Origin of the sequence: Pseudomonas kurunegalensis (assembly GCF_030291635.1) — a bacterium.
GTDB lineage: Bacteria > Pseudomonadota > Gammaproteobacteria > Pseudomonadales > Pseudomonadaceae > Aquipseudomonas > Aquipseudomonas monteilii.
Genome location: NZ_CP127871.1, coordinates 3,887,312 through 3,908,933 on the forward strand (window position 1 = coordinate 3,887,312; position 21,622 = coordinate 3,908,933).

The following is a 21,622-nucleotide window of genomic DNA, read 5'->3' on the forward strand; positions in this document are numbered from 1 at the left end:
CCGCCCACGGATGGCCAGCCGCGCCTCACCGAGGAAGCGCCCATGCCACACCTGGTTCTGCTCTACACCCCCGACCTGGAAACCGACGCCGACATCCCCGGCCTGTGCCGTGCCCTGGCCGACACCATGCTGGAACAGCGCGATGCCGAAGGCAAAGCGGTGTTCCCCACCGGCGGCACCCGCGTGCTGGCCTACCCCGCCGCCCATTGCGCGGTGGCCGACGGCAAGGGCGATTACGGGTTCCTGTACGCCAACCTGCGCATGGCCACCGGCCGCAGCGCCGAGGTGCACAAGGCCGTAGGCGACAACCTGCTGGCGGTGTTGAAAGCCCGCCTGGACCCACTGCTGCAACAGCGCCCGATCGGCATCACCGTGCAGATCGACCACAGCACCGCCCAGGTCTACGACGCCAAGCACAGCACCTTGCACCCACTGTTCAACCGCTAGCGCGCCGGCTCAAAAGCCCCTTCCCCGCCTCATTACAGAACAAGTACAAAAACATGAGCACACTCGAACACGCCTCGCCGCGCGAGGCACACGCTGAACGGGCCGACAGTACCCATCGGGCAGTCACCTGGCGGCTGATGCCGCTGCTGCTGGTGTGCTACCTGTTCGCCCACCTGGACCGCATCAACATCGGCTTCGCCAAGATGCAGATGAGCCAGGACCTGCACTTGTCCGACACGGTCTACGGCCTGGGCGCCGGTTTGTTCTTCATCGCCTATGCGCTGTTCGGCGTACCCAGCAACCTGATGCTCGACCGCGTCGGCCCGCGCCGCTGGATCGCCTGCCTGATGGTGGTATGGGGGCTGTTGTCCACCAGCATGCTGCTGATCGAAAGCAGCAGCGCGTTCTACCTGCTGCGCTTTGCCTTGGGCGCGGCCGAGGCCGGGTTCTTCCCGGGCATCCTGGTGTACCTCAACCGCTGGTACCCAGCCGGGCGCCGAGCCCAGGTCACCGCGCTGTTCGCCATTGCCGTGCCCCTGGCTGGGGTGGTTGGCGGGCCGGTGTCCGGGGCTATCCTGGCCTTCATGCACGACACCGCCGGCCTGCGTGGCTGGCAGTGGATGTTCTTGCTCGAAGGCGCGCCGGTGGTACTGCTGGGCCTGGTGGTGCTGGCCGTGCTGCCGGAGCATTTCGAAAAGGTACGCTGGCTGGACGATCAGCAGAAAGCCACGTTGCGCGCTCAGTTTGGCGAGGAAGAGCAGCGCAAGCCGGTCACCTCGTTCAGCGCCATTTTCGCCAGCCGGGCGCTGTGGCTGCTGGTAGCGGTGTATTGCGCGGTGATGCTGGCGGTCAACACCCTGGCGTTCTGGATGCCCAGCCTGATTCACAGTGCCGGGGTAGGCAGCGATGCCAGCGTCGGCCTGCTCAGCGCTGTGCCATACCTGGCCGGCTGCGTGTTCATGCTGGTCTGCGGCCGCTCCAGCGACCGCCTGCGTGAGCGCCGCTGGCACCTGTGTGTACCGCTGCTGATGGCAGCCACGGGTATCGCCGTTGCTGCGATTGCCCCCGAGCAAGCGCTGCCGGTGATGGCCGGCCTGGTGCTGGCCGGCATGGGCGCCAGCGCCGCACTGCCGATGTTCTGGCAACTGCCACCGGCATTTCTCAATTCACGCACCCAGGCTGCCGGCATTGCCCTGATCAGTTCGCTGGGCAGCATTGCCTCGTTCTTCACGCCCTACTTCATCGGCTGGGTACGTGACACCACCCACAGCGCCAGCCTGGCCCTGTACGTACTGGCCGTGTTCATCGCCCTGGGTGGCCTGCTGGTGCTGCGCACCCGGGCCGCCATCGTCAACCCTTGAATCAAGAGACCTCCCCCATGCTAGACAACGCTTTCATCCAGCACGCCGCCGAACGCCTCGACCAGGCCGAACGCAGCCGCGAGCAAGTGCGCCAGTTCTCGCTGGAGCAACCGGCAATCACCATCGAAGACGCCTACGCCATCCAGCGCGCCTGGGTGGCGAAAAAGCTCGCCGCCGGCCGCAAGCTGGTAGGCCACAAGATCGGCCTGACCTCGCGTGCCATGCAGGTGTCGTCGAACATCACCGAGCCCGACTACGGTGCCCTGCTCGATGACATGCTGTTCGACGAAGGCAGCGACATCCCCTTCGAGCGCTTCATCGTGCCGCGCGTCGAGGTGGAGTTGGCGTTCATCCTCGGCAAACCGCTGAAAGGCCCGAACGTCACGGTGTTCGACGTGCTGGACGCCACCGAATGGGTGATCCCGGCTCTGGAAATCATCGACGCACGCATTCAGCAGGTCGACCCGCAAACCCAGGCGACCCGCAAAGTGTTCGACACCATTTCCGACAACGCGGCCAATGCGGGCGTGGTCATGGGTGGCCGCGCCGTGCGCCCTACCGAGATCGACCTGCGCAAGGTGCCAGCCGTGCTTTACCGCAACGGCGTAATCGAGGAGTCCGGGGTCAGCGCCGCCGTGCTCAACCACCCGGCCAAGGGCGTGGCCTGGCTGGCCAACAAACTGGCCGCGTACGACGTTACCCTGCAACCCGGGCAGATCATTCTCGGGGGGTCGTTCACCCGCCCGGTCGCTGCACGCCCTGGCGACACCTTCCACGTCGACTACGACATGCTCGGCTCCATCGCCTGCCGCTTCGTTTGAGGACCTGCCCATGGACATGCCCATCAATCACTTCAAGCAACGGCTGCGTAGCGGCGAGCCGCAGATCGGCCTGTGGCTGGGTCTGGCCGATGCCTACTGTGCCGAGCTGGCTGCCAATGCCGGTTTCGACTGGCTGCTGATCGACGGCGAGCACGCACCCAACGACCTGCGCGGCATGCTGGCGCAGTTGCAGGCGGTGGCGCCCTACCCCAGCCAGGCGGTGATCCGCCCGGTGATCGGTGATACCGCGCTGATCAAACAAGTGCTGGATATCGGCGCGCAGACCTTGCTGGTGCCAATGGTGGAAAGCGCTGAGCAGGCGCAGCAGCTGGTGAAGGCCATGCATTACCCACCCAAAGGCGTTCGCGGGGTGGGTAGCGCACTGGCGCGGGCTTCGCGCTGGAACAGCATCCCCGGTTACCTGGACCATGCGGATGAGCAGATGTGCCTGCTGGTGCAGATCGAGAACAAGGAAGGCCTGGCCAACCTGGACGAGATCGTTGCGGTGGACGGTGTGGATGGCGTGTTCATCGGGCCTGCGGACCTGAGTGCCGCGATGGGCCACCGGGGCAATCCTGGGCACCCTGAGGTGCAGGCAGCGATCGAAGACGCCATCGTGCGCATCGGCATGGCGGGCAAGGCTGCAGGCATTCTCAGCGCGGACGAGAAACTGGCGCGGCGTTACATCGAACTGGGGGCGGCGTTTGTGGCGGTGGGTGTGGATACCACGGTGCTGATGCGCGGGTTGCGCGAGTTGGCGGGGAAGTTCAAGGGTACGCCAGTGGTTGGCAGTGCCGGGGGTGGTGTCTACTGAGGCACATTGGGGCTGCTGCGCAGCCCATCGCCGGCAAGCCAGCTCCCACAGGTTGGACTGCCCCCAAGAAGTTGGACACCAATCCAATTTCTTGGGGTGTCCACATGAGCAAGTATTCAGACCAATTCAAGCTTACTGCCGTTCAGGCTTACTTGGAGAGTGGTGAAGGCTTCCGAACAGTAGCCCGCCGATTTTCCGTGGATTTCAGCCTGCTGCGGCGCTGGGTCTCAAGCTTCCAGAAACATGGACAGTTCAGTCTGCGCAAAATAGGCCAGCGGTACAGTGCGACCTACAAGTGCTCAGTCCTTGAGTACATGCACAAGCATCAGCTTTCCTTGCGTCAGACCGCCGCCCATTTCGGTCTCGGCCAGTCCTCGCAGGTAGGCATTTGGGCGCGGCAACACTACAGTGGTGACCCTGCACTGCCTGCTCCCAAGAAAAGAAAACCTGCTGCCATGCCGAAAAAGCCTTATCCCATCAAACCTACGACTTCCGATGACACAGAGAAAAGCCGCGACCAGTTGCTGGCCGAGCTTGAGTGGCTGCGCATGGAGAACGCCTACCTAAAAAAGCTGGAAGAACTGAAGAAGCAGGAACGAAGGCAGCCCAAAAAGCCCTGATCGTCTCGGCGCTCAAGGACCGGTTTCCCTTGGCCGCCGTTCTACAGTTGGCGGATCTGCCACGCAGTACGTTTTATTACCAGCTTCAAGCGCAGGCCAAACCTGACAAGCATGCTGCTCTGAAGCAGATGATTCAGCGTGTCTATCACGAGGAAAAAGGGCTATACGGTTACCGGCGCGTTGCAATCGTGATCCGCAATGGCGGCACCTTGGTTAACAAGAAGGTGGTGGAGCGTTTGATGGTCGAGCTTGATCTTCGCTCACTAGTACGGCCAAAAAAGTACCGGTCGTACAAGGGGGTTGTCGGCACCATCGCGCCCAACCTGCTGGAGCGAAACTTCCTCGCGCAGCGCCCGAATCAGAAGTGGGTGACCGATGTTACCGAGTTCAAAGTGGCTCAGGAAAAGATCTATCTCTCCCCTGTGATGGACTTGTACAACGCCGAAATCGTGGCCTACGAAGTGGCCAGCAGGCCGTGCCTTGGGCTGGTTACCAACATGCTGGACAAGGCCTTCGAGCGCCTGGGAAACAAGCCGAAACTGGTGCTTCACTCAGATCAAGGCTGGCACTACCAACACTCGCAGTACCGCCACAAGCTGGCAGAGCAAGGGCTGAAGCAGAGCATGTCACGCAAAGGAAACTGCCTGGATAATGCGGCTATGGAGAGCTTTTTTGGTACGCTTAAGTCCGAGTTTTTCTACCCGAAGCGCTTCGAGAGCGTTGAAGAACTGAAAGCTGGTCTGGATGAGTACATCCACTACTACAACCATGACCGCATCAAGCTAAAGCTCAATGGCATGAGCCCTGTGAAATACAGGACCCATGCTGCGGCTGCTAGCTGAAACTGTCCAACTTTTCGGGGGCAGTCCAGGTACTGCGCAGCCCTTGAGCATTGTGCGGTCCCTGTGGGAGCTGGCTTGCCGGCGATGGGCCGCAAAGCGGCCCCAGCTTTTCAACTTCAGATATTGATTAGCGCCTTGAGCACAGTTTTGAAAGTATCCAGCTGCTCTTCACTGAACTGCCCGAACACCTTGTCCTGCTGTTCCCGGGCAATGGTCCACAAGGCCTCGGTCTCATCCACGCCCTTCACCGACAACCGTACCCGCCCGTCGTCATCGGCAATCAGCCCTTTGCGCTTGAGGTTGGCAACCGCTTCCTCGATTTCCCGCACCGGCATCGCCACTTCCCGTTGCAGCTCGTTCAAGCTCAGCCCCGCATCGTTCTCCAGCACCATCAACATGCGCGCTTCACTGGTCCGCAGCCCAGTGCACAGCTGGCGCGGCTGGTAATCAGCCTGGTAGGCACGCAATGCCTGGGTCATCAGGTAGTACAGGTTGTGCTGCAAGCGGCCCTGGAAGTGGCTGCTCGGTGCCTGCCCCTCTGCGCGCTGGGTCATGCGGGTATGCGGCAACACCATGGAATAGGCACCTTGGTGGTACAGCAGCGGCGAGCGGCCGAAATCATCGAAGGCCACCACCTTGCCCACTAGGATCCAGTGATCGCCACCGTCCAGCTGCTGGTACTTTTCGCACTCGAAGCGTGCCGCGCAGTCGGCAAACAGCGGCGCACCGCCTGCTCCCGTTTCGTAGTCGATACCGGCAAAGCGGTCTTCCTTCGGCCGGGCGAAGTTGTTGGACAGGTCGATCTGGTCAGCCGCCAGAATGTTCACGGCAAAGTGCGAGGCTTCTTCGAACACCTCATGGCTGGTCGAGCGCTTGTCGATGCTCCACAGGATCAGCGCCGGGTCCAGCGACACCGAGTTGAAACTGTTGGCAGTGACGCCGACCTTGCGGCCACTGGGGCCGGCGGCGGTCACCACGGTCACGCCCGTGGCGAAGTTGCCCAGGGCGCGGCGGAAGGCACGTGAATCGAAGGTTTCGTTGGACATGCAAAGCTCCCGGGCAGGCCTGGCAGCCTGCCCTGATTGTTGTTGTGCTTGTGGGGATAGTTACAAAGCTGGCGGCTCAGACCATGGCCGGGTCGGGCTCCAGGCCCATCAGCTCGCGGCCGAGGATTTGCGAACACACGTCGTAGTCGGTGTAGGCATGGGCGCCGGTCATGTGCGAATCGCGGAACAGCCGCTGCAGTTCGTTGCTCTCGAACCAGGCGCCACCGCCCGCCGCTTCCATCAGCCGGTCGACGGCCTGGATGCACATCTTCACCGCATAGCCCTGGTTGGTGCGCCAGAACGCCAGCGTGCCCCGCGTGGGGTATTCATGGCGGGCGCTGTACTCGGCAATCTCGTCCCAGCTCTTTTCCAGCAGCGCGCGGGCGGCGGCCACCTGGTGGGTGGATTCGGCCAGGCGCATCAGCGCCGGGGTGGCGGCGCCAACCGCTGCACCGGTGTAGGCCCGCACGCGGTTACGGGTTTTCTCGCGGAACACCTCCAGCATGCGCTCGGCAACACCCAGGCTGACGGTGGAGAAACCACTGGCGAAATACGGGCGATACGGGGCGAAGAAAATCTTGCTGTCGGGGTACAAGCCAAAGCCTGCCGACTTGCCCTCCATCATGTCCTTGGCCTTCTGGATGCGATGCTCGGGCACGAAAGCATCGCGCACGATCAGGGTCTTGCTGCCACTGCCGCGCATGCCCACGGCATACCAGTCATCACGGATTTCATAGTCGCTGCGTGGCAGGATGGCAAAGCAGTAGTCCTGGCTGCCTTCGGCATTCTTGCGGCGGAAACCGAGGATCGCCCATTCGGCGTGGTCGCAACCGGAGCTCCAGCCCATCTCGCCGCTGAACGAAACCCCACCCTCGACCTCTTCGGTACGGCCGAACGGCGCGATACTGCTGCTGGCGGTGGCGTCCGGGTCGGCGCCCCACACTTCTTGCTGCAGCTTGGGCGAGAACATCGCCATCTGATGGCTGTGGGTGCACAGCAGGCTCATGGCCCAGGCGGTGCTGGCACAGGCACCGGCCAGCAACGCGATGCACTGGGCGAATTCCGGCAGGGTGATTTCCATGCCACCGTAAAGTTTGGGCAAGAAAGCGCGGTGCATGCCGATGCTTTTCAGCAAGGCAATGTTCTCTGCCGGCACACTGCGGTCCTGTTCTGCGCGCATGGCGTTGGCGGCGATGGTCGGCAGGATGGACTTCAGGTCTTCCAGCAGCGGGTTTGGCTTTTTCATGAACGGTCTCTTTCTTATTGGATTCGAAGACGCGATCAGTATGTGAGCCGTGATTGGGCGGCGGAATGCACGTTACGAGGGGAACATTGCACTTTCCATGGCGCTGTCAAATTGCCCTGCGACAAGCATTGACCCGTGCATTTTCGATCACCACAATCCCCCCTCGAGACGCGCGCGGGCCACCGCGCCCCTGACGGAGCGATGCAGTTGAAAGACCTTTCCCCTTCTGCGGTGCGTGTGTGCGATGCCGCCGTCGGCCATTTTGCCGAGTACGGCTACGACGCCTCTTCGCTGAACGAAATCGCCCAGCTGGCCGGCATGCGCAAGGCCTCCCTGTATGCCCACTTCGCCAACAAGGATGCCTTGTTCGTGGAAGTGTTCCAGCGGGCGCTGGTGCAGGAAACGGCCTTTGTCGAGCACGCCTTCGCCCAGGAAACCCGCGACGGCCTGGCACCCGGTCACTGGTTGGCCTTGCACCTGGCGGACCGTTATCGCGACTCGGCCGAACTGCGCTTTGTGCTGCGCACGGCGTTCCTGCCCCCGGCAAGCATCAAGCCGGTTGTCACATCGGGCTTCGAGCACTACCTGGACGGCATACGTGTGGGGTTCTGCCAGGCCCTGCAAGCTCGCCACGGCTGGGCAGAAAGCCGGCTGGCGCTGTATGCCGATGCCTACCAAGGCATCATCGACAGCCTGTATGTGGAACTGATGTACGCAGGCCCCGGCGCCTATGAACGGCGCGCGGCAGCGCTGCTGAAAGTGCTGGAAGATTCGCTGTCGCTCAACCCCTGACGCCGGGTGCGTCAGGGTTTTATCTTTCTCATTTCATCCAGCAGCTGCATCAGCTGCTGCAGCTTGTCCTCGCCGAACTGGGCGATGATCTTGTCGTAGTTGCGCGCCATTTCCTCGCTCATCGCCAAGAACGCCTGCTGGCCGGCGTCCGTCAGGCTGATGAACACCCGGCGCTGATCTTCCGGCGACTTGCGCCGCCCCACGATACCGTCGCGCTCCAGACGCTTGAGCACCCCGCTCATGCTGGGTTTGAGGATACACGCCAGTTCGGCCAGCTGATGGCTTTCCAGCTCACCTTGCTGGCGCAGGATACGGATGACCCGCCATTGCTGCTCGGTCAGGTCATGGGCATTCAACGCCGGGCGGAAGAACGCCATGGTGGCTTCGCGCGCCTGCAGCAAGGTCAGGGTCAGGGAGGGTCTTGGTGTGGTCATGCGGGCTCGTGGGGCTGAGAATAGCAAACCGGCGAGTATGCCAGTGCATAATCATTAATACATTAATAGAATGGTTTCTACCCATTTCGTTGCAGCAACGCCCGGGCGCCCCTCGAAACGGCCAATCACCCTTTCAATTCAGCAGGCTGCGACATGATCACCCTCGAAAGCCCCACCTACTACTCGGCGACCAAGAAGTACAACCTGAGCTTCCCCACGCTGGAAAGCGACATCGAGGCCGATGTGGTGGTGATCGGTGGCGGCTTCTCTGGCATCAATACCGCACTGGAGCTGGCAGAAAAAGGCGTGACCAATGTCGTCGTGCTCGAAGCCCGTTACCTGGGTTATGGCGGTACCGGGCGCAACGGCGGACAGATCATGGCAGGCATAGGCCACGACCTGGAGAAGATCCGCAGCAGTGTCGGCGACCAGGGTGTGAGGGACATTTTCGAGATCAGCGAACTGGGCGCCGGCATCATCAAGGCGCGCATCGCCCGCTACGCCATCGACGCCGACTTCTGCCACGGCTACGGGTACATGGGTTTCAACCGCCGCCAGGAACAGACCCTGCGCCAATGGGAAAAGGCATTCAAGGCGATCAACACACACGACGAAATCCGGTTTCTTGGCGGCAGTGAAGTGCGCCAGATCATCGGCAGCAATGCCTACAGCAGCGCCCTGCTGCACATGGGCGGTGGCCACGTACATTCACTCAACCTGCTGCTGGGCGAGGCACAGGCACTGGTCGGCCATGGTGCGCGCATCTTCGAACACAGCCCCGCTCTGGAAGTGACCTACGGCGAGCGTATCAAGGTGCGCACTGGCCGCGGCTCGGTACGCGCCAGCAAGCTGCTGTGGGCCTGCGACAGCTTCCTCAACAAGCTGGAGCCAGAACTGCACGCACGCACCATCAACACCTATGCCTTCCAGATGATGACCGAGCCATTGGCGGACGAGCTGATCGAGCGCATCAGCCCGATTCGCGGAGCCTACAGCGATATTCGCCCGGTGATCGACTACTACCGGGTCACCCGCGAAAACCGGCTGCTGTTCGGCGCCGCCACGCCCTTTATCGAGCACTTCCCGCTGGACCTGAAGGCCTGGAACCGCGCCCTGATGCTGAAGATTTTCCCCTACCTGAAAGACGTGCGCATCGACCTGGCCTGGGGTGGCCCGATGGCCACCAGTGCCAACCTGTTCCCACAGATCGGCACCCTCAGCAACCGGCCCAATGCCTTCTATGTGCAAGGCTATTCGGGCTTTGGCGTCACGCCCAGCCACATCATTTGCAAAGTCCTCGCCGAGGGCATGCAGGAAGGATCGAAGCGCTATGACCTGGTCAGCGCGGTCAAACATGCGCGCATCTTCGGCAAGGACCATTTCCGCCCGCTACTGCTCACCGCCGGCAAGACCGTGCACCAGCTGTCGGGCTACTTCAACGGCCGTCGCTGAACCTTTTGACAGCGAGGCGTTCGTCAAGCATTACCTGGCGGTGACCTGAGCCCGATAGTCCTTGGGCGAGCGCTCGAACTGCTTCTTGAACGAACGGCTGAAATGCGCCGAGTCGGTAAACCCCCACTTGTAGGCGATCGAGGTAATCGACTCGCCCTTGAAGAACGGGTTGGCCAGGTCATCGGCGCTGCGCTTCAGCCGTGCCCGCTGAATGTAGCGGCATACGCTATCGCCCTCCTCCTCGAACAGCCGGTACAGGTGGCGAACCGAAATGTTCAGGCGCCCGGCCAGGCTGGAGGGAGTAAGCCCAGGCTGTGACAGCGACTCGTCGATCACCTGCTGCACGTAACCCCGCAGATTGGCGCCGCTCAAGGCCCCAAGATTACCCGGCGTTTCGCCATGGCGCTCGAAGCCTGGCTCCAACAGGGCGATAAAGGCGGTCTGCAGCGCGTCTCCCTGGGCGCCATCACCGCTCACATTGCCGTCCTTGCACAGCTGGTCCATCAACACATGCAACATGCGCCCGCAGGCGTTGGTCGAGGAAATCTTGCCGAACATCGGGCCACTGCCCTGCACGTACTTGCGCACCTGCTCGCGTGACAGCGCCAACGAGACGTGCTCGATCAAACCGCTGGGGGTGATCTCGCAACGCCCGACCGAATCCATCAACAGCAACTCGCCCGGCGCCAGGCTGACCTGCATACCGCCTTGGGACACGGTCGAATGGCCCGCACGCTGGCTCACCAGAAAGCAATGCTGGTCATCGTCGAGGGTGGGGTTTTCGCCCAGCCGGCGGATGTTGCCGGCGTTGGTACGCAGGTTGGCCAGCGGCAAGCCGGCGCGGGAAAAGGTGGAAACCTCGCCAATGAACAGCGAGTGATTGGACGCAAGCTCCGTCTCGAAGCGGCCGCAGATCTGCTGCATGGCCGTGGTCCAGCGTTCCAGCCCCTGACGGTTGGATTGTTGAGTATGCATGGCTGCCCTCGACGCAGGATTTGTTGTTATGCGCACATTGTTAACATGTTATCTATGTACGCACAACTGTCATCATTTGTCGGTAGATACAGCAAGGCGTATGCCAAGCGGCGTCAAAGAGCGGGTAGCAAGGTGCTGAAATGGGCCAGGCTGGCCATCAGATGCGCCCGTTGTTGCGGGCTGATCGAAATGTAGCGGCGAAACGCAGGCATGCGGTTGACCACTTCGCTGCCCCCCATGTGCTCCAGCGTCAGCAACCACTGGCCCTCGTGGCAGGCCAGGGTCAGGCGCTTGAAGTCCAGCGGCATCAGTGCCGCCTGCAATGCTTCATGCTGTTGCAGGGCATCACGCAGCCGGGTGAAGCGCGCCTGGTCGCCCTTGCGGTATACACAGGTGAGGCCCGTGCGGCGCAACGCACCGGCATGGCGCACCTCAAGGCTCACATCGCCCCCTTGCCGGGCAGCGACCTGCAACCGGAACTCGCAGGTGACGATGTGCATCAGCAAGTGTGCCTCGACACGTTCATGCACCTCGGCCCGCCAGCCTTGAGCCGGGTCTTGAAACACCCCGGCCGACGCGATGCCCTGCTGCCCCAGGTTGCGCGCCAGACACACCAGCGTCGCCCCTGGGCGGTAGCCGGAAGGCGCCCGAGGCGCCAACAGCTGCTTACGCAAACTTTTGATCATGCAGCACGTGCTCCACGGCATGGCCAGGCTCGGCGGCGAACTCCTTCTCAAGCACATCCTCCACCCGCGCCGGCTTGAACGGGTTGACCTTCTGCACGCACAGCGTCCAGAACAATGCGTAGGCCGCAGTCGCACCCAGCATGATGGCGAACGGCACATAGACATCAGCGGGGTTCATGCCTGGCGGTGTGATGAACGCCATGCCGATCAGAATGCCCGTGCTGGAGACGATTTGCGGCAGCGGGAACAGCGGCGAGCGGTAGGCACGCGGCAGGTCCGGCCGGCGGATGCGCAGGATCACCACCGACAACGTCACCAGCAGGTAGGCGGTGCTCCACGCACACACGGCGGCCAGCACCAGGTGCAGAATGTTGTCCGGGTTGCCGCCCAGGTACCACGCGTGCAGGCAAGGGATCAGCGCCACCACCAGGATGCACAGCAGCGGCGTCTTGAACCGCGGGTGCAGGTAGGTGAATACCTTGGGCAGCGCGCCGTCGACCGCCATGCCATAGAGAATGCGCGGCACACCGGCCATCAGCGTGTTGATGGTCGCAGCGCCAGCAAACAGGAAACCAATGCCCAGCCACACCGGGCCGATATCACCCATCACCTGCTCGGCAAAGCGCGGGATGGCCATGGGCGTGTCCAGCAGGTGCACGCCGCTGGCGGCATCGAGCAGCACGTTTTCCACCTGGCGCTTCATCGCCGCACCGTAGATGAACATGCAGCTGGCCACGCCGAACAGCCCAAGTGCCATTGCACGCGGCAGCACCCAGGCCGAACGACGCAGCTCGGGCGCCAGAGGCGTGACGAACTCGCAGCCGACGAACATGAACATGGCCATGCCGATCAGCGACAGGATGGTCATCAGGTCGGTGCCCACCAGCGATACGCCAAACGGGCCGTCCAGCTCCACTGCCGGTGCTGCGATCAGGCCCAGCACGCCGAACACCATCAAGGTGGTCCACATACCGAAGGTGAGGACCACTTCTGCACGGCTGAAGGCGCTGACGCCAAAGGCATTGAGCACCGCGAACGCCAGCACGAAGCACACCCCCAGCAGCCACGATCCGCCGGCGGATTCTGCCAGGGTGTTGAGGTGTTCGAAGTTCACCAGCGCCATCACGCCCGAGAGGATGGTTTCGGCGGTGCCGGCGAACACATGCACGATCAGGTAGGCCGACAGCGTGCCGGTGATGGCGAAGAAGCGGCCCAGGCCGCAGTTGATGTAGTCGTACACCGAGCCTGTGGTCGGCAAGATCGACGCGGCCTCGGCGAAGGTGGTGGACTGCGCCAGCATCATCAGCGCGGCAATGACCATGGCCACGGCAAAGGCGCTGCCGCCGATGCCAAAGCCCATGGTCGCGGTGAGGATCACCGGGCTGGCCATGATCAGCCCGACAGTGCTGGCCAGTGCGGTGGGGAAACCGACCGTACCGCGGTTGAGGTGCTCGGTGAGCTTGTTGTTGAGTGACATCGTTGTGCCCCGGCTTGTTTTTGTGGCGTTGAACGAGTGGTTACTCTGCGCTGTGGGTGGCATGGCGTCTTGCCAATGGCTGCCGCCGGGTTTGTTGCTGCCTGCCAACGCCTGGCAGCCACAGTCATGCCGCTGTCACGCTGGCACAAGAACCGCTCTCGCCTGCTCACTAAGCTGCAGGCTTTGGCTTCCTGCCCCCGGAGTTTGCATGAGCGACATTACCCTCCTTCCTGCCGTCACGGCATTCCTGGCCCGCGAGCATGGCGTGTTCATCCACGGTCAGCACCTCGCCAGCCAGTCGTCCGCGAAAGTTGCCGTGGTCAACCCGGCCAACGGCCAGACCATCGCCCACATCGCCGACGCCAACCAGGCCGATGTCGACCAGGCCGTCAGCTCGTCGCGCCAAGGCTTCACAACGTGGTCGCGCACCAGCCCCGCCGCCCGCGCCGCCGTTCTGTTCAAACTGGCCGACCTGCTGGAAGCCAACCGTGAAGAACTGGCGCAGCTGGAAACCTTGCAGTCCGGCAAGCTCATCGGCATCTCCCGCGCCTTCGAAGTAGAGCAGGCTGCACACTTCCTGCGCTACTACGCCGGCTGGGCCACCAAGATCACCGGGCAAACCATCACCCCGTCGCTGCCCTCGTTTGCGGGGGAACGCTACAGCGCCTTTACCCTGCGTGAACCGATCGGCGTGGTGGTGGGCATCGTGCCGTGGAACTTCGCCACCATGATCGCCATCTGGAAGCTGGCCTCGGCGCTCACCACCGGCTGCAGCATCATCCTCAAACCCAGCGAGTTCACCCCGCTGACGTTGCTGCGTATTGCCGAACTGGCCACAGAAGCTGGCCTGCCGGCCGGGGCGCTGAACGTGCTGACCGGTGGCGGCCTGGTGGGCAAGGCGCTGATCGAGCACGCGGGCACCGACAAGGTCTCGTTCACCGGCTCCGTGCCCACGGGTATCGCCGTCGGCCAGGCCGCCATGGGCGCCAAGCTGACCCGCGCGACGCTGGAACTGGGCGGCAAGAACGCGGTGGCCTTCTTGCCCGATGTAGCAACCGACAAGGCTGTGAACGGCATCATCGAAGCCGGCTTCCTGCATTCGGGGCAGATCTGCGCTGCGGGCGAGCGCTTCTACGTGCACCGCTCGCGCATCGACCCGCTGCTGAACGCCCTGTCCCAGCGCCTGGGCCAATTGACAATCGGCTCGCCGCTGGACGAAGCCACCCAGTTCGGCCCGGTGGCCAACAAACCGCACCAGCAGAAGCTGGCCGAACTGTTCGCCATCGCACGCGCCGAGGGTAGCCAGATCATCCATGGCGGCAAGCTGGGCGACGGCCCCGGCTGCTTCGTCGAGCCTACGGTAATCCTCGCCAGGTCGGCCAGCGACACCCTGCTCAACCAGGAAACCTTCGGCCCGGTAGCCACCTTCCTGCCCTATGACGACGAAGACGAACTGCTGCACCTGATGAACGCCTCGCCCTACGGCCTCAGCGCCAGCCTGTGGACCAACGACCTGGGCAAAGCCATGCGCATGATCCCGGAAATCCAGGCCGGTACCCTGTGGGTGAACATGCACACCCTGCTCGACCCGGCGGTACCGTTTGGCGGCATCAAGGCATCCGGCATCGGCCGCGAGTTCGGCTCGGCGTTCATCGATGACTTCACCGAACTCAAATCGGTGATGATCCGCTACTGACCCTCCCCTTGGCCAAGGCGTGCAAGCGCCTTGGCAGCCACGAACAAGACCCCGCCCCACCGCACACGCCCTAATAGGCCATCGCCGCCAACCGCGATGGCCCCTCGCCAAGCCGAGGGTGCCCCCGAACAACAAAGGCCCCTGTGAAGCGGGCCGAGAACAATCGAGGGATGTGTAATGGTCAAACCGCAAACGCTGTCCACCCTGGCACTGGCCACGTTGCTGGCCAGCCAGGCCGCGCACGCTGTTGAGTTGTACGCAGACGACGACAGCCACCTGAACGCCGACATGCTGGCGGTATGGGGCATGTTCAACAGCCGCAAGAACTACGACGGCACCCCGGGGGGATCAACCTGGCGCGAGGGCTTCATCAAGTATGGCCTCAGCGGCGACCAGGGCCTGGCCGGCAACGGCACACTGTATGGCAGCCTGAACTGGGTAAGCTCGGCCACCTGGGGCGATGGCGATGCAGCCGGCAACACCGACGGCTCCGAACGCACCACCAAGATCGAGGACGCCTTCCTCGGCTGGCGCTCGGCCGACCTGTTCCCCGTGCTGGGCAAGAATGGCGTGGATATTTCCGCCGGCCGCCAGACCATTCGCCTGGGCAGCGGCTTCCTGATCAACGATGACGGCCCGAACCTGGGCAATGGCGTGGCAGAGGGTGCGCTGGACCGTGGTGGCGCCTACTACCTGGCCGCCCGCCACGCCTTCGACCGCACTGCGATGCTGCGCCTGGGTGGCAGCGAAGGTTTGCACGGCAGCCTGCTGTGGCTGAAATCCGACAACCGCGCCCAGGCCGAAACCGAACTGGCCGCCGGCACACTGGACTACACCCATGCGCTGGGCACCGTGGGGTTGACCTGGATCCACGGCATCGACGTCGCCGACCAGTGGGCCAGCGACTTCCAGAAGGCCCGCGAAGGCATGGACGTGTACAGCGTGCGCGGCGAAGGCAGTGCCGGCATCGACAATGCCAGTTTCGCCTTCGAATACGCCTGGCAAGACAAGACCGACGGCCCAGAACAAGCCTGGTACCTGCAGGCCGGCTACACCTTCGCCGACCTGCCCTGGGCCCCCTCGATCACCTACCGCTATACCCGCTACTCGGCCGGCTGGGACTCGCTGTTCAGCGGCTTGTCCAGCGGTTACGGCACCTGGTTCCAGGGTGAAGTCGCGGCCAATTATGCCGGCCCGTTCAACAGCAACACCGGCATCCACCATGTGGGCGTGAAGGCGACGCCACTGGAAAACCTCACGGTCGGCGCCCTGTACTTCGACTTCGACACGGTGCGCACCCGCGACAGCCTCAACCTCGATGCCCGCGAGCTGGACCTGTACGTGGAATGGGCGGTCAACGAACACCTGATCATCAGCCCGCTGGTGGGCCTGTACCAACCGCGCAAGGACGAGAGTAACGGTGGTAACCAGGTGGGAGGAAATGGCACCAATGTGTACAGCCAGTTGACCGTGGCCGTGCCGTTCTAAACCACATTGCTTGAATGTCGATGCGATCGATGTAGGAGCGACCTTGTGTCGCGAAAGGGCTGCACAGCAGCCCCAGCAATTGTTGATGTTACGCTGAAATCCGGGGCCGCGTTGCGGCCCTTTCGCGACACAAGGCCGCTCCTACAGGGTCCGCGCAGATCGACCAGATCTGTGCTCCGAAGGGTTTGACCTTGCCTGGCCTGGCGAATAAGATTCGCCAACCTACCGACCGGTAGGCGAAAAAACAGCCAGAGAAAACCATGCAAGCAGATCCCTCCCCCCCAATACGCTTCAGCTTCGCCCTGGGCCTCGGCCTGGTCGGTGCCCTCGGCCCTTCCGCTGTCGACATGTACCTGTCGAGCCTGCCGGAAATCGCCAGCCACTATCAGGCAAGCTTCACCCGTGTGCAGCTGACGCTCACCTTCTTCCTGCTGGCCATGGGCGCCGGCCAGTTGATCTTCGGCCCCATCGTCGACGCCTATGGCCGGCGAAAACCGCTGCTGGCCGGCCTGCTGCTGTTCATCCTCTGTTCGCTTGGCGCAGCCGCAGCCCCCCGCCTCGATACCCTGATTGCGCTGCGCTTCTTCCAGGGTCTGGGCAGCGCACTGACCCTGGTGGTGATCATGAGCATGGTCCGTGACGTGAGCCAAGGCGTTGCCGCGACCAAGCTGTTCGCCCTGCTGATGACCATCGAAGGCGTGGCACCGATCCTGGCACCTGCCTTGGGCGGCGTGATCGATGCGCACTTCGGCTGGCGCGCAGTGATGCTGGTACTCGCCGGCATGGGCCTGGCGGTGCTGGTCAATAGCTTGCTGAACCTGCCGGAAACCCTGCCCGTCTGCAAACGTGCCCCCCTGCACCTCGGCCACGCCTGCCGTACCTACCTGGCCATCCTCGCCGACCGCCGCTTCCTGCGCCCGACCCTGGCCGTGGCTGCCGTGTTCTTCTTCCTGTTCGCCTACATCGGCGGCGCCACACTGGTGTACCAGGCCCACTACGGCCTGAGCGCCCAGGCCTTTGGCCTGTTGTTCGGTGCCACCGGGGTGTCGATCCTGTTCGGCGCCATGGCCGCAAGCCGCCTGATCGGCCGCCTGGGCCTGAACAACCTCACCCGCCTGGGCGTGCTGTGCATGGCTGGCGGCGCCTGCATCAGCCTGCTCGGTGCGCTCACTGGCCTGGGGCTACCGGGTGTGGCTGGCGGCATGGTGGTGGCGCTGTTCGGTTTAGGTATCGCCGAGTCGACGCTGATGTCATTGGTCATGGCCTCGCAAGACAAGGCTTTGGGCTCCACCGCTGCGCTGCTGGGCGCCATCCAGCTGTCGGTGTCCGCCAGCGCTGCCCCGCTGGCCGCCGTGGTACTCGGTCACGGCCCCACCGCCTGGGCCGCGCTGCTCGCCCTGTGCACCTTGGTGGTGTGCCTGTTGACGGCCCTCAGCTTGCGCGACACCCCCGCCAGCTTCTCGCTCGCTGGCCATTGAGGCCTTGGCACTGACGGTCAACTCGGCTGGCAGGCAGGCACAAGACGACCTACCAGTCGTTAGCGAAACTGGCTGCCACGTCACCAACAATAAATCCGACGGCAGCCAGCCCCGCGAGACCCGCCATGACCCCCGATACCAGAATTGATTTCATCTACCTGTCCGAACAGGACATGATCCGCGCCGGCGTGACCGACATGCCCGCCTGCGTCGACACCATGGAAGAAATGTTCGGCCTGCTGTACCAGGGCGACTACCGCATGGCCGGCCCGAACAGCGACTCGCACGGCGCGATGATCACCTTCCCCGAGCACTCGCCGTTCCCCACCATGCCCAAGCCCACCGCCGACCGGCGCATGATGGCGATGCCGGCGTACCTGGGCGGCAACTTCCAGACCGCAGGTGCCAAGTGGTACGGCTCGAACATCGCCAACCGCGAAAAGGGCCTGCCGCGCTCGATCCTGATGTTCACCCTCAACGATGCCGACACCGGCGCTCCGCTGGCGCACATGTCGGCCAACCTGCTGTCGGCTTACCGCACCGGTGCCATCCCGGGTGTGGGCGCTCGCCACCTGGCACGCAAGGACGCCAAGGTCATCGGCCTGGCCGGCCCGGGCGTGATGGGCAAGACCACGGTCGCCGCGTTCATGGCCGTCTGCCCGCTGATCGACACCCTCAAGCTCAAGGGCCGCGGCCAGAAGAACCTGGATGCCTTCGTTGCCTGGGTCAAAGCCACTTTCCCGCAAATCACGACGATCCAGGTGGTTGAAACCCTGGAAGACGTGGTACGCGGCTCCGACCTGGTCAGCTACTGCAGTTCGGGCGAAGTCGGTGACCCCAGCCAGTACCCGCTGGTACGCCGCGAGTGGGTCAAGCCCGGTGCGTTCCTGGCCATGCCGGCGCCGTGCAGCATCGACGCCGGCATGGAGCAGGACGACGTGCGCAAGGTGGTGGACAACACCGGCCTGTACGAAGCCTGGTTCGCCGAGTTGCCCAAGCCCGCACACAACCACGTACCGCTGGTTGGCGTGCGCTTCATGGACATGATTGCCGAAGGCAAGCTGGCCGCCGAGCAGGTGGAGGACATCGGCAAGATCATCAGCGGCGATGCACCAGGGCGCCTGCACGACGACGAAATCATCCTGATGTCGGTCGGCGGCATGCCCGTCGAGGACGTGGCCTGGGGCACCGTGGTGTACCGCAAGGCGCTCGAACAAGGCATCGGCGTAAAGCTCAACCTCTGGGAAACCCCCGTTCTCAGCTGATCCCCCCTACCGGATAACAAGGCAAAGCCCATGGCACAGATCACCAAACTGAAAACCGGCTCCAAATTCGAAGACATGGCCAGCTACTCCCGCCTGGTGGCGGTGGACAACTGGATTCACGTCTCCAACACCGCCGGGCGCAACCCGCAGACCCAGGTCATCCCGGAGGATGTGATCGAGCAGACCCACCAGGTGTTCGCCAACATCGAAACCGCCCTGGCGGCGGTCGATGCCAGCCTGGCTGACGTCATCAACTCACGCGTGTTCATCCAGGACCCGGCCGATGTGCCACGGGTAATGGACGTGATCGGTGAGAAGTTCCGTGGTATCGACCCGGCCACCACGGTCACCTGCCCGCCTCTCGGCTCGACCGTGTACAAGGTCGAGCTGGAAGTCACGGCCTATCGCGGCGCGGGGCAAGCACACGTGACCATGATCCGCCTTGGCCAGTAAAGGCTCTGGCTGCCCCTGAGCACTCCCCCTGTCTGACCTGCATCGAGTAAAGCCATGTCTCCCACGATCGCCCCTGTGCAAACCAGCGCCCGTCATCCCGACGCCACCACCGTGGTCATCATCGGCGGCGGCATCATCGGCCTCACCGCCGCATTGACCCTCGCCGAACGCAACATCCCGGTGGTGGTGCTGGAAAAGGGGCGCATCGCTGGCGAACAGTCGTCCCGCAACCTGGGCTGGGTGCGCAAGACCAACCGCCACGCCCACGACATCCCCCTGGCGCTGGCGGCCGACCGGCTATGGGCCGAAATGCCGGCACGGGTGGGCAGCGACGTCGGCTATCGCCAGGCCGGCATCATGTTCATCGGCCGCAACGACACGCAGATGGGCATGCATGAAGGCTGGCTGAAAAGCGTCGAAGCACTGGGCCTGGACTCGCGCTTGCTGAGCGCGCGTGAAATTGCCCAGATGGTGCCGGGTGGCCAGGCAGACTGGGCGGGCGGCATCTTTACCCCGTCGGACGCACGCGCCGAACCCACCCTGGCCGCCAGCGCCATTGCCCATGCGGCAATGGCCAAGGGCGCGGTGGTGGTAGAAAACTGCGCAGTGCGCACCCTGGTCACCGCTGCTGGCCGAGTCAGCGGCGTGGTCACCGAGCAGGGCGAGATCCGCTGCGACCAGGTGTTGCTGGCCGGCGGTCTGTGGTCACGCAAGTTCCTCGGCAACCTGGGCATCAACCTGCCAACCTTGCCGCTGACCTGCTCCGTGCTGCGCACCGAACCCATGGAGGGGCCCACCGACATCGCCGTCGGGGCACCGGACTTTTCCTTCCGCAAGCACAAGGACGGCGGCTACATCATCACCCAGCGCGGCGCACTGGATGCCTTCCTCACCCTGGACCACTTGCTGCTGGGCAAGCGCTACCTGCCCCAGTTGCGGGCTCAGCGGGACTTCCTGCGCATCAGCTTTGGCAAGTACTTCTTCAAGGATCTGGCCCTGGCCCGGCGCTGGAAAGCCACCGATGTCAGCCCCTTCGAGCACGTACGGGTACAAGACCCGCACGCCAACCCGGCACTCAATGACGAAGCCATGCGCAACCTCAAGGCGGCCTGGCCCGTGTTCGAACAGGCACGTATCGCCAGTGCCTGGGCCGGGACCATCGACGTCACCCCCGACTCCAACCCGGTGATCGGCCCGGTGGCCAGTCTTCCGGGCCTGACCCTGGCCACCGGTTTTTCCGGGCATGGCTTCGGCACCTCGCCTGCGGCCGGCCAGCTGGCAGCGGACCTGGTGTCCCAGGCTGCTCCGCTGATCGACCCCGCCCCTTACCGCTTCGAACGCTTCGCCTGACACCTGCGGGAACGGGCTCATCTGCAGCAACCGTTCCCGACTATCCAGTTTACGCATAGTTGCATCCCAGTCCTTGGGGCCGATTGCCCATGGCGCCGGTGCTATATTCGGGGCCTCAGACAAGTGGTCCATGTCCCGAACAGGAGCAAGCGTGAATTCTTTCACCTACACCATCAGCCCGGACGTTTTTGCCGATCATCCGCACTACCTGCGCGGCGTGCTCGTCTTCAAGCACCTGGACAACAGCCAAACCCACGAAGCACTGACCGCCCAGCTCCGGCAGGCCGAAAACCAGCTGCGCCAGCGCATTACCGGCAACCCGGCCGAATACCCCAACATTGCCGCCTGGCGTGACGCATACCGCCAGTTCGGCGCCAAGCCTTCAGAGCACCGTAGCTCGATCGAGGCCCTGGGCCGGCGCGTGCTCAAACCCGACAACCTGCCCGACATCAACCCCTTGGTCGATATCGGTAACCTGGTGTCCCTGCGTCACGTGCTGCCAGCCGGCGTGCACCCGGTAGGCCCTCAGTCGAAGCGCCTGGCGTTGCGCAAGACTCAAGCCGATGACCGCTTCCTCGCCACACCCGGAGAGGAACCAGAAGCCATCCAGCCGGGCGAAATCGTGCTGGCTGCAGACAGCCGCGTACTGACCCGCCGCTGGACCTGGCGACAGGCCGGTGATACCCGTACCCTCGCCGATACCGACTGCGTGTTTTTCGACATCGATGGCCTGCCCCCGGTATCGCGGGAAACCGTCAACGCCGCAATGGCCGATATCGTCGAGCTGGTGACCACCTACTGCGGCGGCCAGTGCGTCGGGCAAGCGATCCTCGATGTCAAACAGCCCACCTTCACAGTCAGTCTTGGCTGAGCCCGCCA

Annotated in this window: 20 protein-coding genes; 14 read left to right on the forward strand and 6 right to left on the reverse strand. The window is 63.5% G+C overall.

Annotation, left to right across the window (positions count from 1 at the left end; all coding sequences use genetic code 11):
- The first annotated feature begins 42 nt into the window (after positions 1 to 42).
- From QQ992_RS17625 to QQ992_RS17645, 5 genes are all read left to right on the forward strand, one after another.
- Positions 43 to 447 (forward strand): 5-carboxymethyl-2-hydroxymuconate Delta-isomerase, encoded by a 405-nt coding sequence (locus QQ992_RS17625; RefSeq protein WP_105946710.1) that lies wholly within the window; start codon positions 43 to 45, stop codon positions 445 to 447.
- A 53-nt stretch (positions 448 to 500) separates the two neighbouring features.
- Complete coding sequence (locus tag QQ992_RS17630; protein WP_286110514.1) at positions 501 to 1,808, forward strand: MFS transporter; 1,308 nt, start codon at positions 501 to 503, stop codon at positions 1,806 to 1,808.
- A gap of 17 nt (positions 1,809 to 1,825) precedes the next feature.
- Positions 1,826 to 2,629: a 2-oxo-hept-4-ene-1,7-dioate hydratase gene (gene hpaH / locus QQ992_RS17635; protein WP_286110515.1), complete on the forward strand. Its 804-nt coding sequence runs from the start codon at positions 1,826 to 1,828 to the stop codon at positions 2,627 to 2,629.
- A gap of 10 nt (positions 2,630 to 2,639) precedes the next feature.
- Entirely contained in the window at positions 2,640 to 3,443 is an 804-nt protein-coding gene (gene hpaI / locus QQ992_RS17640; protein WP_286110517.1) for a 4-hydroxy-2-oxoheptanedioate aldolase, read from the forward strand.
- A 104-nt stretch (positions 3,444 to 3,547) separates the two neighbouring features.
- A protein-coding gene (locus tag QQ992_RS17645) for an IS3 family transposase (protein WP_286110417.1) occupies positions 3,548 to 4,905 on the forward strand; the annotation gives its coding sequence in 2 pieces (ribosomal slippage) (positions 3,548 to 4,016 and positions 4,016 to 4,905; 1,359 coding nt in all).
- Positions 4,906 to 5,021: 116 nt separating this feature from the next.
- Here the strand turns inward: QQ992_RS17645 and QQ992_RS17650 are convergent.
- Together QQ992_RS17650 and QQ992_RS17655 are read right to left on the reverse strand one after the other, a co-directional pair.
- The gene (locus tag QQ992_RS17650) at positions 5,022 to 5,951 is read right to left on the reverse strand and encodes a p-hydroxyphenylacetate 3-hydroxylase reductase component (RefSeq protein ID WP_286110518.1); all 930 of its coding nucleotides are present in this window, start codon (positions 5,949 to 5,951) and stop codon (positions 5,022 to 5,024) included.
- A gap of 76 nt (positions 5,952 to 6,027) precedes the next feature.
- Positions 6,028 to 7,197: a p-hydroxyphenylacetate 3-hydroxylase oxygenase component gene (locus QQ992_RS17655; protein ID WP_110740772.1), complete on the reverse strand. Its 1,170-nt coding sequence runs from the start codon at positions 7,195 to 7,197 to the stop codon at positions 6,028 to 6,030.
- Positions 7,198 to 7,398: 201 nt separating this feature from the next.
- On the opposite strand from QQ992_RS17655, the gene QQ992_RS17660 reads away from it, so the two are divergent.
- On the forward strand, positions 7,399 to 7,989 hold the full coding sequence (locus tag QQ992_RS17660) for a TetR/AcrR family transcriptional regulator (protein ID WP_105946704.1): 591 nt from the start codon (positions 7,399 to 7,401) through the stop codon (positions 7,987 to 7,989).
- Positions 7,990 to 8,000: 11 nt separating this feature from the next.
- Here the strand turns inward: QQ992_RS17660 and hpaR are convergent, their stop codons facing one another.
- Positions 8,001 to 8,423 (reverse strand): homoprotocatechuate degradation operon regulator HpaR, encoded by a 423-nt coding sequence (gene hpaR / locus QQ992_RS17665; protein WP_119369533.1) that lies wholly within the window; start codon positions 8,421 to 8,423, stop codon positions 8,001 to 8,003.
- A gap of 153 nt (positions 8,424 to 8,576) precedes the next feature.
- On the opposite strand from hpaR, the gene QQ992_RS17670 reads away from it, so the two are divergent.
- Positions 8,577 to 9,875 carry an NAD(P)/FAD-dependent oxidoreductase gene (locus tag QQ992_RS17670; protein WP_286110519.1) on the forward strand — a complete coding sequence of 433 codons (1,299 nt, stop codon included), beginning with the start codon at positions 8,577 to 8,579 and terminating at the stop codon, positions 9,873 to 9,875.
- A 30-nt stretch (positions 9,876 to 9,905) separates the two neighbouring features.
- On the opposite strand, the gene feaR is transcribed toward QQ992_RS17670, so the two are convergent.
- The 3 genes from feaR to QQ992_RS17685 all read right to left on the reverse strand — a co-directional run bounded on the left by feaR (position 9,906) and on the right by QQ992_RS17685 (position 13,013).
- Positions 9,906 to 10,850, reverse strand: coding sequence for a transcriptional regulator FeaR (gene feaR / locus QQ992_RS17675; protein ID WP_286110520.1), 945 nt, complete (start codon positions 10,848 to 10,850; stop codon positions 9,906 to 9,908).
- 113 nt (positions 10,851 to 10,963) lie between these two features.
- Positions 10,964 to 11,536 carry a DUF3156 family protein gene (locus QQ992_RS17680; protein ID WP_286110521.1) on the reverse strand — a complete coding sequence of 191 codons (573 nt, stop codon included), beginning with the start codon at positions 11,534 to 11,536 and terminating at the stop codon, positions 10,964 to 10,966.
- A complete protein-coding gene (locus tag QQ992_RS17685; protein WP_286110522.1) occupies positions 11,517 to 13,013 on the reverse strand; it encodes an APC family permease in 1,497 nt (498 codons plus the stop codon). Before QQ992_RS17685 ends, QQ992_RS17680 begins: the two co-directional genes overlap by 20 nt.
- A gap of 208 nt (positions 13,014 to 13,221) precedes the next feature.
- Between QQ992_RS17685 and QQ992_RS17690 the strand changes: the two genes are divergently transcribed.
- The 7 genes from QQ992_RS17690 to QQ992_RS17720 all read left to right on the forward strand — a co-directional run bounded on the left by QQ992_RS17690 (position 13,222) and on the right by QQ992_RS17720 (position 21,614).
- Positions 13,222 to 14,709 (forward strand): aldehyde dehydrogenase family protein, encoded by a 1,488-nt coding sequence (locus QQ992_RS17690; protein ID WP_286110523.1) that lies wholly within the window; start codon positions 13,222 to 13,224, stop codon positions 14,707 to 14,709.
- A gap of 177 nt (positions 14,710 to 14,886) precedes the next feature.
- Positions 14,887 to 16,197, forward strand: coding sequence for an alginate export family protein (locus tag QQ992_RS17695; protein WP_286110524.1), 1,311 nt, complete (start codon positions 14,887 to 14,889; stop codon positions 16,195 to 16,197).
- A 260-nt stretch (positions 16,198 to 16,457) separates the two neighbouring features.
- Positions 16,458 to 17,675: a multidrug effflux MFS transporter gene (locus QQ992_RS17700; protein ID WP_286110525.1), complete on the forward strand. Its 1,218-nt coding sequence runs from the start codon at positions 16,458 to 16,460 to the stop codon at positions 17,673 to 17,675.
- Positions 17,676 to 17,800: 125 nt separating this feature from the next.
- Positions 17,801 to 18,940, forward strand: coding sequence for an ornithine cyclodeaminase family protein (locus QQ992_RS17705; RefSeq protein ID WP_110740766.1), 1,140 nt, complete (start codon positions 17,801 to 17,803; stop codon positions 18,938 to 18,940).
- 30 nt (positions 18,941 to 18,970) lie between these two features.
- Positions 18,971 to 19,393: a RidA family protein gene (locus QQ992_RS17710; protein ID WP_286110526.1), complete on the forward strand. Its 423-nt coding sequence runs from the start codon at positions 18,971 to 18,973 to the stop codon at positions 19,391 to 19,393.
- A gap of 54 nt (positions 19,394 to 19,447) precedes the next feature.
- Entirely contained in the window at positions 19,448 to 20,743 is a 1,296-nt protein-coding gene (locus QQ992_RS17715; protein WP_286110527.1) for an NAD(P)/FAD-dependent oxidoreductase, read from the forward strand.
- Positions 20,744 to 20,894: 151 nt separating this feature from the next.
- Entirely contained in the window at positions 20,895 to 21,614 is a 720-nt protein-coding gene (locus tag QQ992_RS17720) for a B3/B4 domain-containing protein (RefSeq protein WP_158261457.1), read from the forward strand.
- Positions 21,615 to 21,622: the final 8 nt, after the last annotated feature.

What these genes read in the sequence shown, in the direction of transcription:
- QQ992_RS17625 (WP_105946710.1), top strand. Translation starts at nt 43, where the DNA reads ATGCCACACCTGGTTCTGCTCTACACCCCCGACCTGGAAACCGACGCC.
- QQ992_RS17630 (WP_286110514.1), top strand. Translation starts at nt 501, where the DNA reads ATGAGCACACTCGAACACGCCTCGCCGCGCGAGGCACACGCTGAACGG.
- hpaH (WP_286110515.1), top strand. Translation starts at nt 1,826, where the DNA reads ATGCTAGACAACGCTTTCATCCAGCACGCCGCCGAACGCCTCGACCAG.
- hpaI (WP_286110517.1), top strand. Translation starts at nt 2,640, where the DNA reads ATGGACATGCCCATCAATCACTTCAAGCAACGGCTGCGTAGCGGCGAG.
- QQ992_RS17650 (WP_286110518.1), bottom strand. Translation starts at nt 5,951, where the DNA reads ATGTCCAACGAAACCTTCGATTCACGTGCCTTCCGCCGCGCCCTGGGC.
- QQ992_RS17655 (WP_110740772.1), bottom strand. Translation starts at nt 7,197, where the DNA reads ATGAAAAAGCCAAACCCGCTGCTGGAAGACCTGAAGTCCATCCTGCCG.
- QQ992_RS17660 (WP_105946704.1), top strand. Translation starts at nt 7,399, where the DNA reads ATGCAGTTGAAAGACCTTTCCCCTTCTGCGGTGCGTGTGTGCGATGCC.
- hpaR (WP_119369533.1), bottom strand. Translation starts at nt 8,423, where the DNA reads ATGACCACACCAAGACCCTCCCTGACCCTGACCTTGCTGCAGGCGCGC.
- QQ992_RS17670 (WP_286110519.1), top strand. Translation starts at nt 8,577, where the DNA reads ATGATCACCCTCGAAAGCCCCACCTACTACTCGGCGACCAAGAAGTAC.
- feaR (WP_286110520.1), bottom strand. Translation starts at nt 10,850, where the DNA reads ATGCATACTCAACAATCCAACCGTCAGGGGCTGGAACGCTGGACCACG.
- QQ992_RS17680 (WP_286110521.1), bottom strand. Translation starts at nt 11,536, where the DNA reads ATGATCAAAAGTTTGCGTAAGCAGCTGTTGGCGCCTCGGGCGCCTTCC.
- QQ992_RS17685 (WP_286110522.1), bottom strand. Translation starts at nt 13,013, where the DNA reads ATGTCACTCAACAACAAGCTCACCGAGCACCTCAACCGCGGTACGGTC.
- QQ992_RS17690 (WP_286110523.1), top strand. Translation starts at nt 13,222, where the DNA reads ATGAGCGACATTACCCTCCTTCCTGCCGTCACGGCATTCCTGGCCCGC.
- QQ992_RS17695 (WP_286110524.1), top strand. Translation starts at nt 14,887, where the DNA reads ATGGTCAAACCGCAAACGCTGTCCACCCTGGCACTGGCCACGTTGCTG.
- QQ992_RS17700 (WP_286110525.1), top strand. Translation starts at nt 16,458, where the DNA reads ATGCAAGCAGATCCCTCCCCCCCAATACGCTTCAGCTTCGCCCTGGGC.
- QQ992_RS17705 (WP_110740766.1), top strand. Translation starts at nt 17,801, where the DNA reads ATGACCCCCGATACCAGAATTGATTTCATCTACCTGTCCGAACAGGAC.
- QQ992_RS17710 (WP_286110526.1), top strand. Translation starts at nt 18,971, where the DNA reads ATGGCACAGATCACCAAACTGAAAACCGGCTCCAAATTCGAAGACATG.
- QQ992_RS17715 (WP_286110527.1), top strand. Translation starts at nt 19,448, where the DNA reads ATGTCTCCCACGATCGCCCCTGTGCAAACCAGCGCCCGTCATCCCGAC.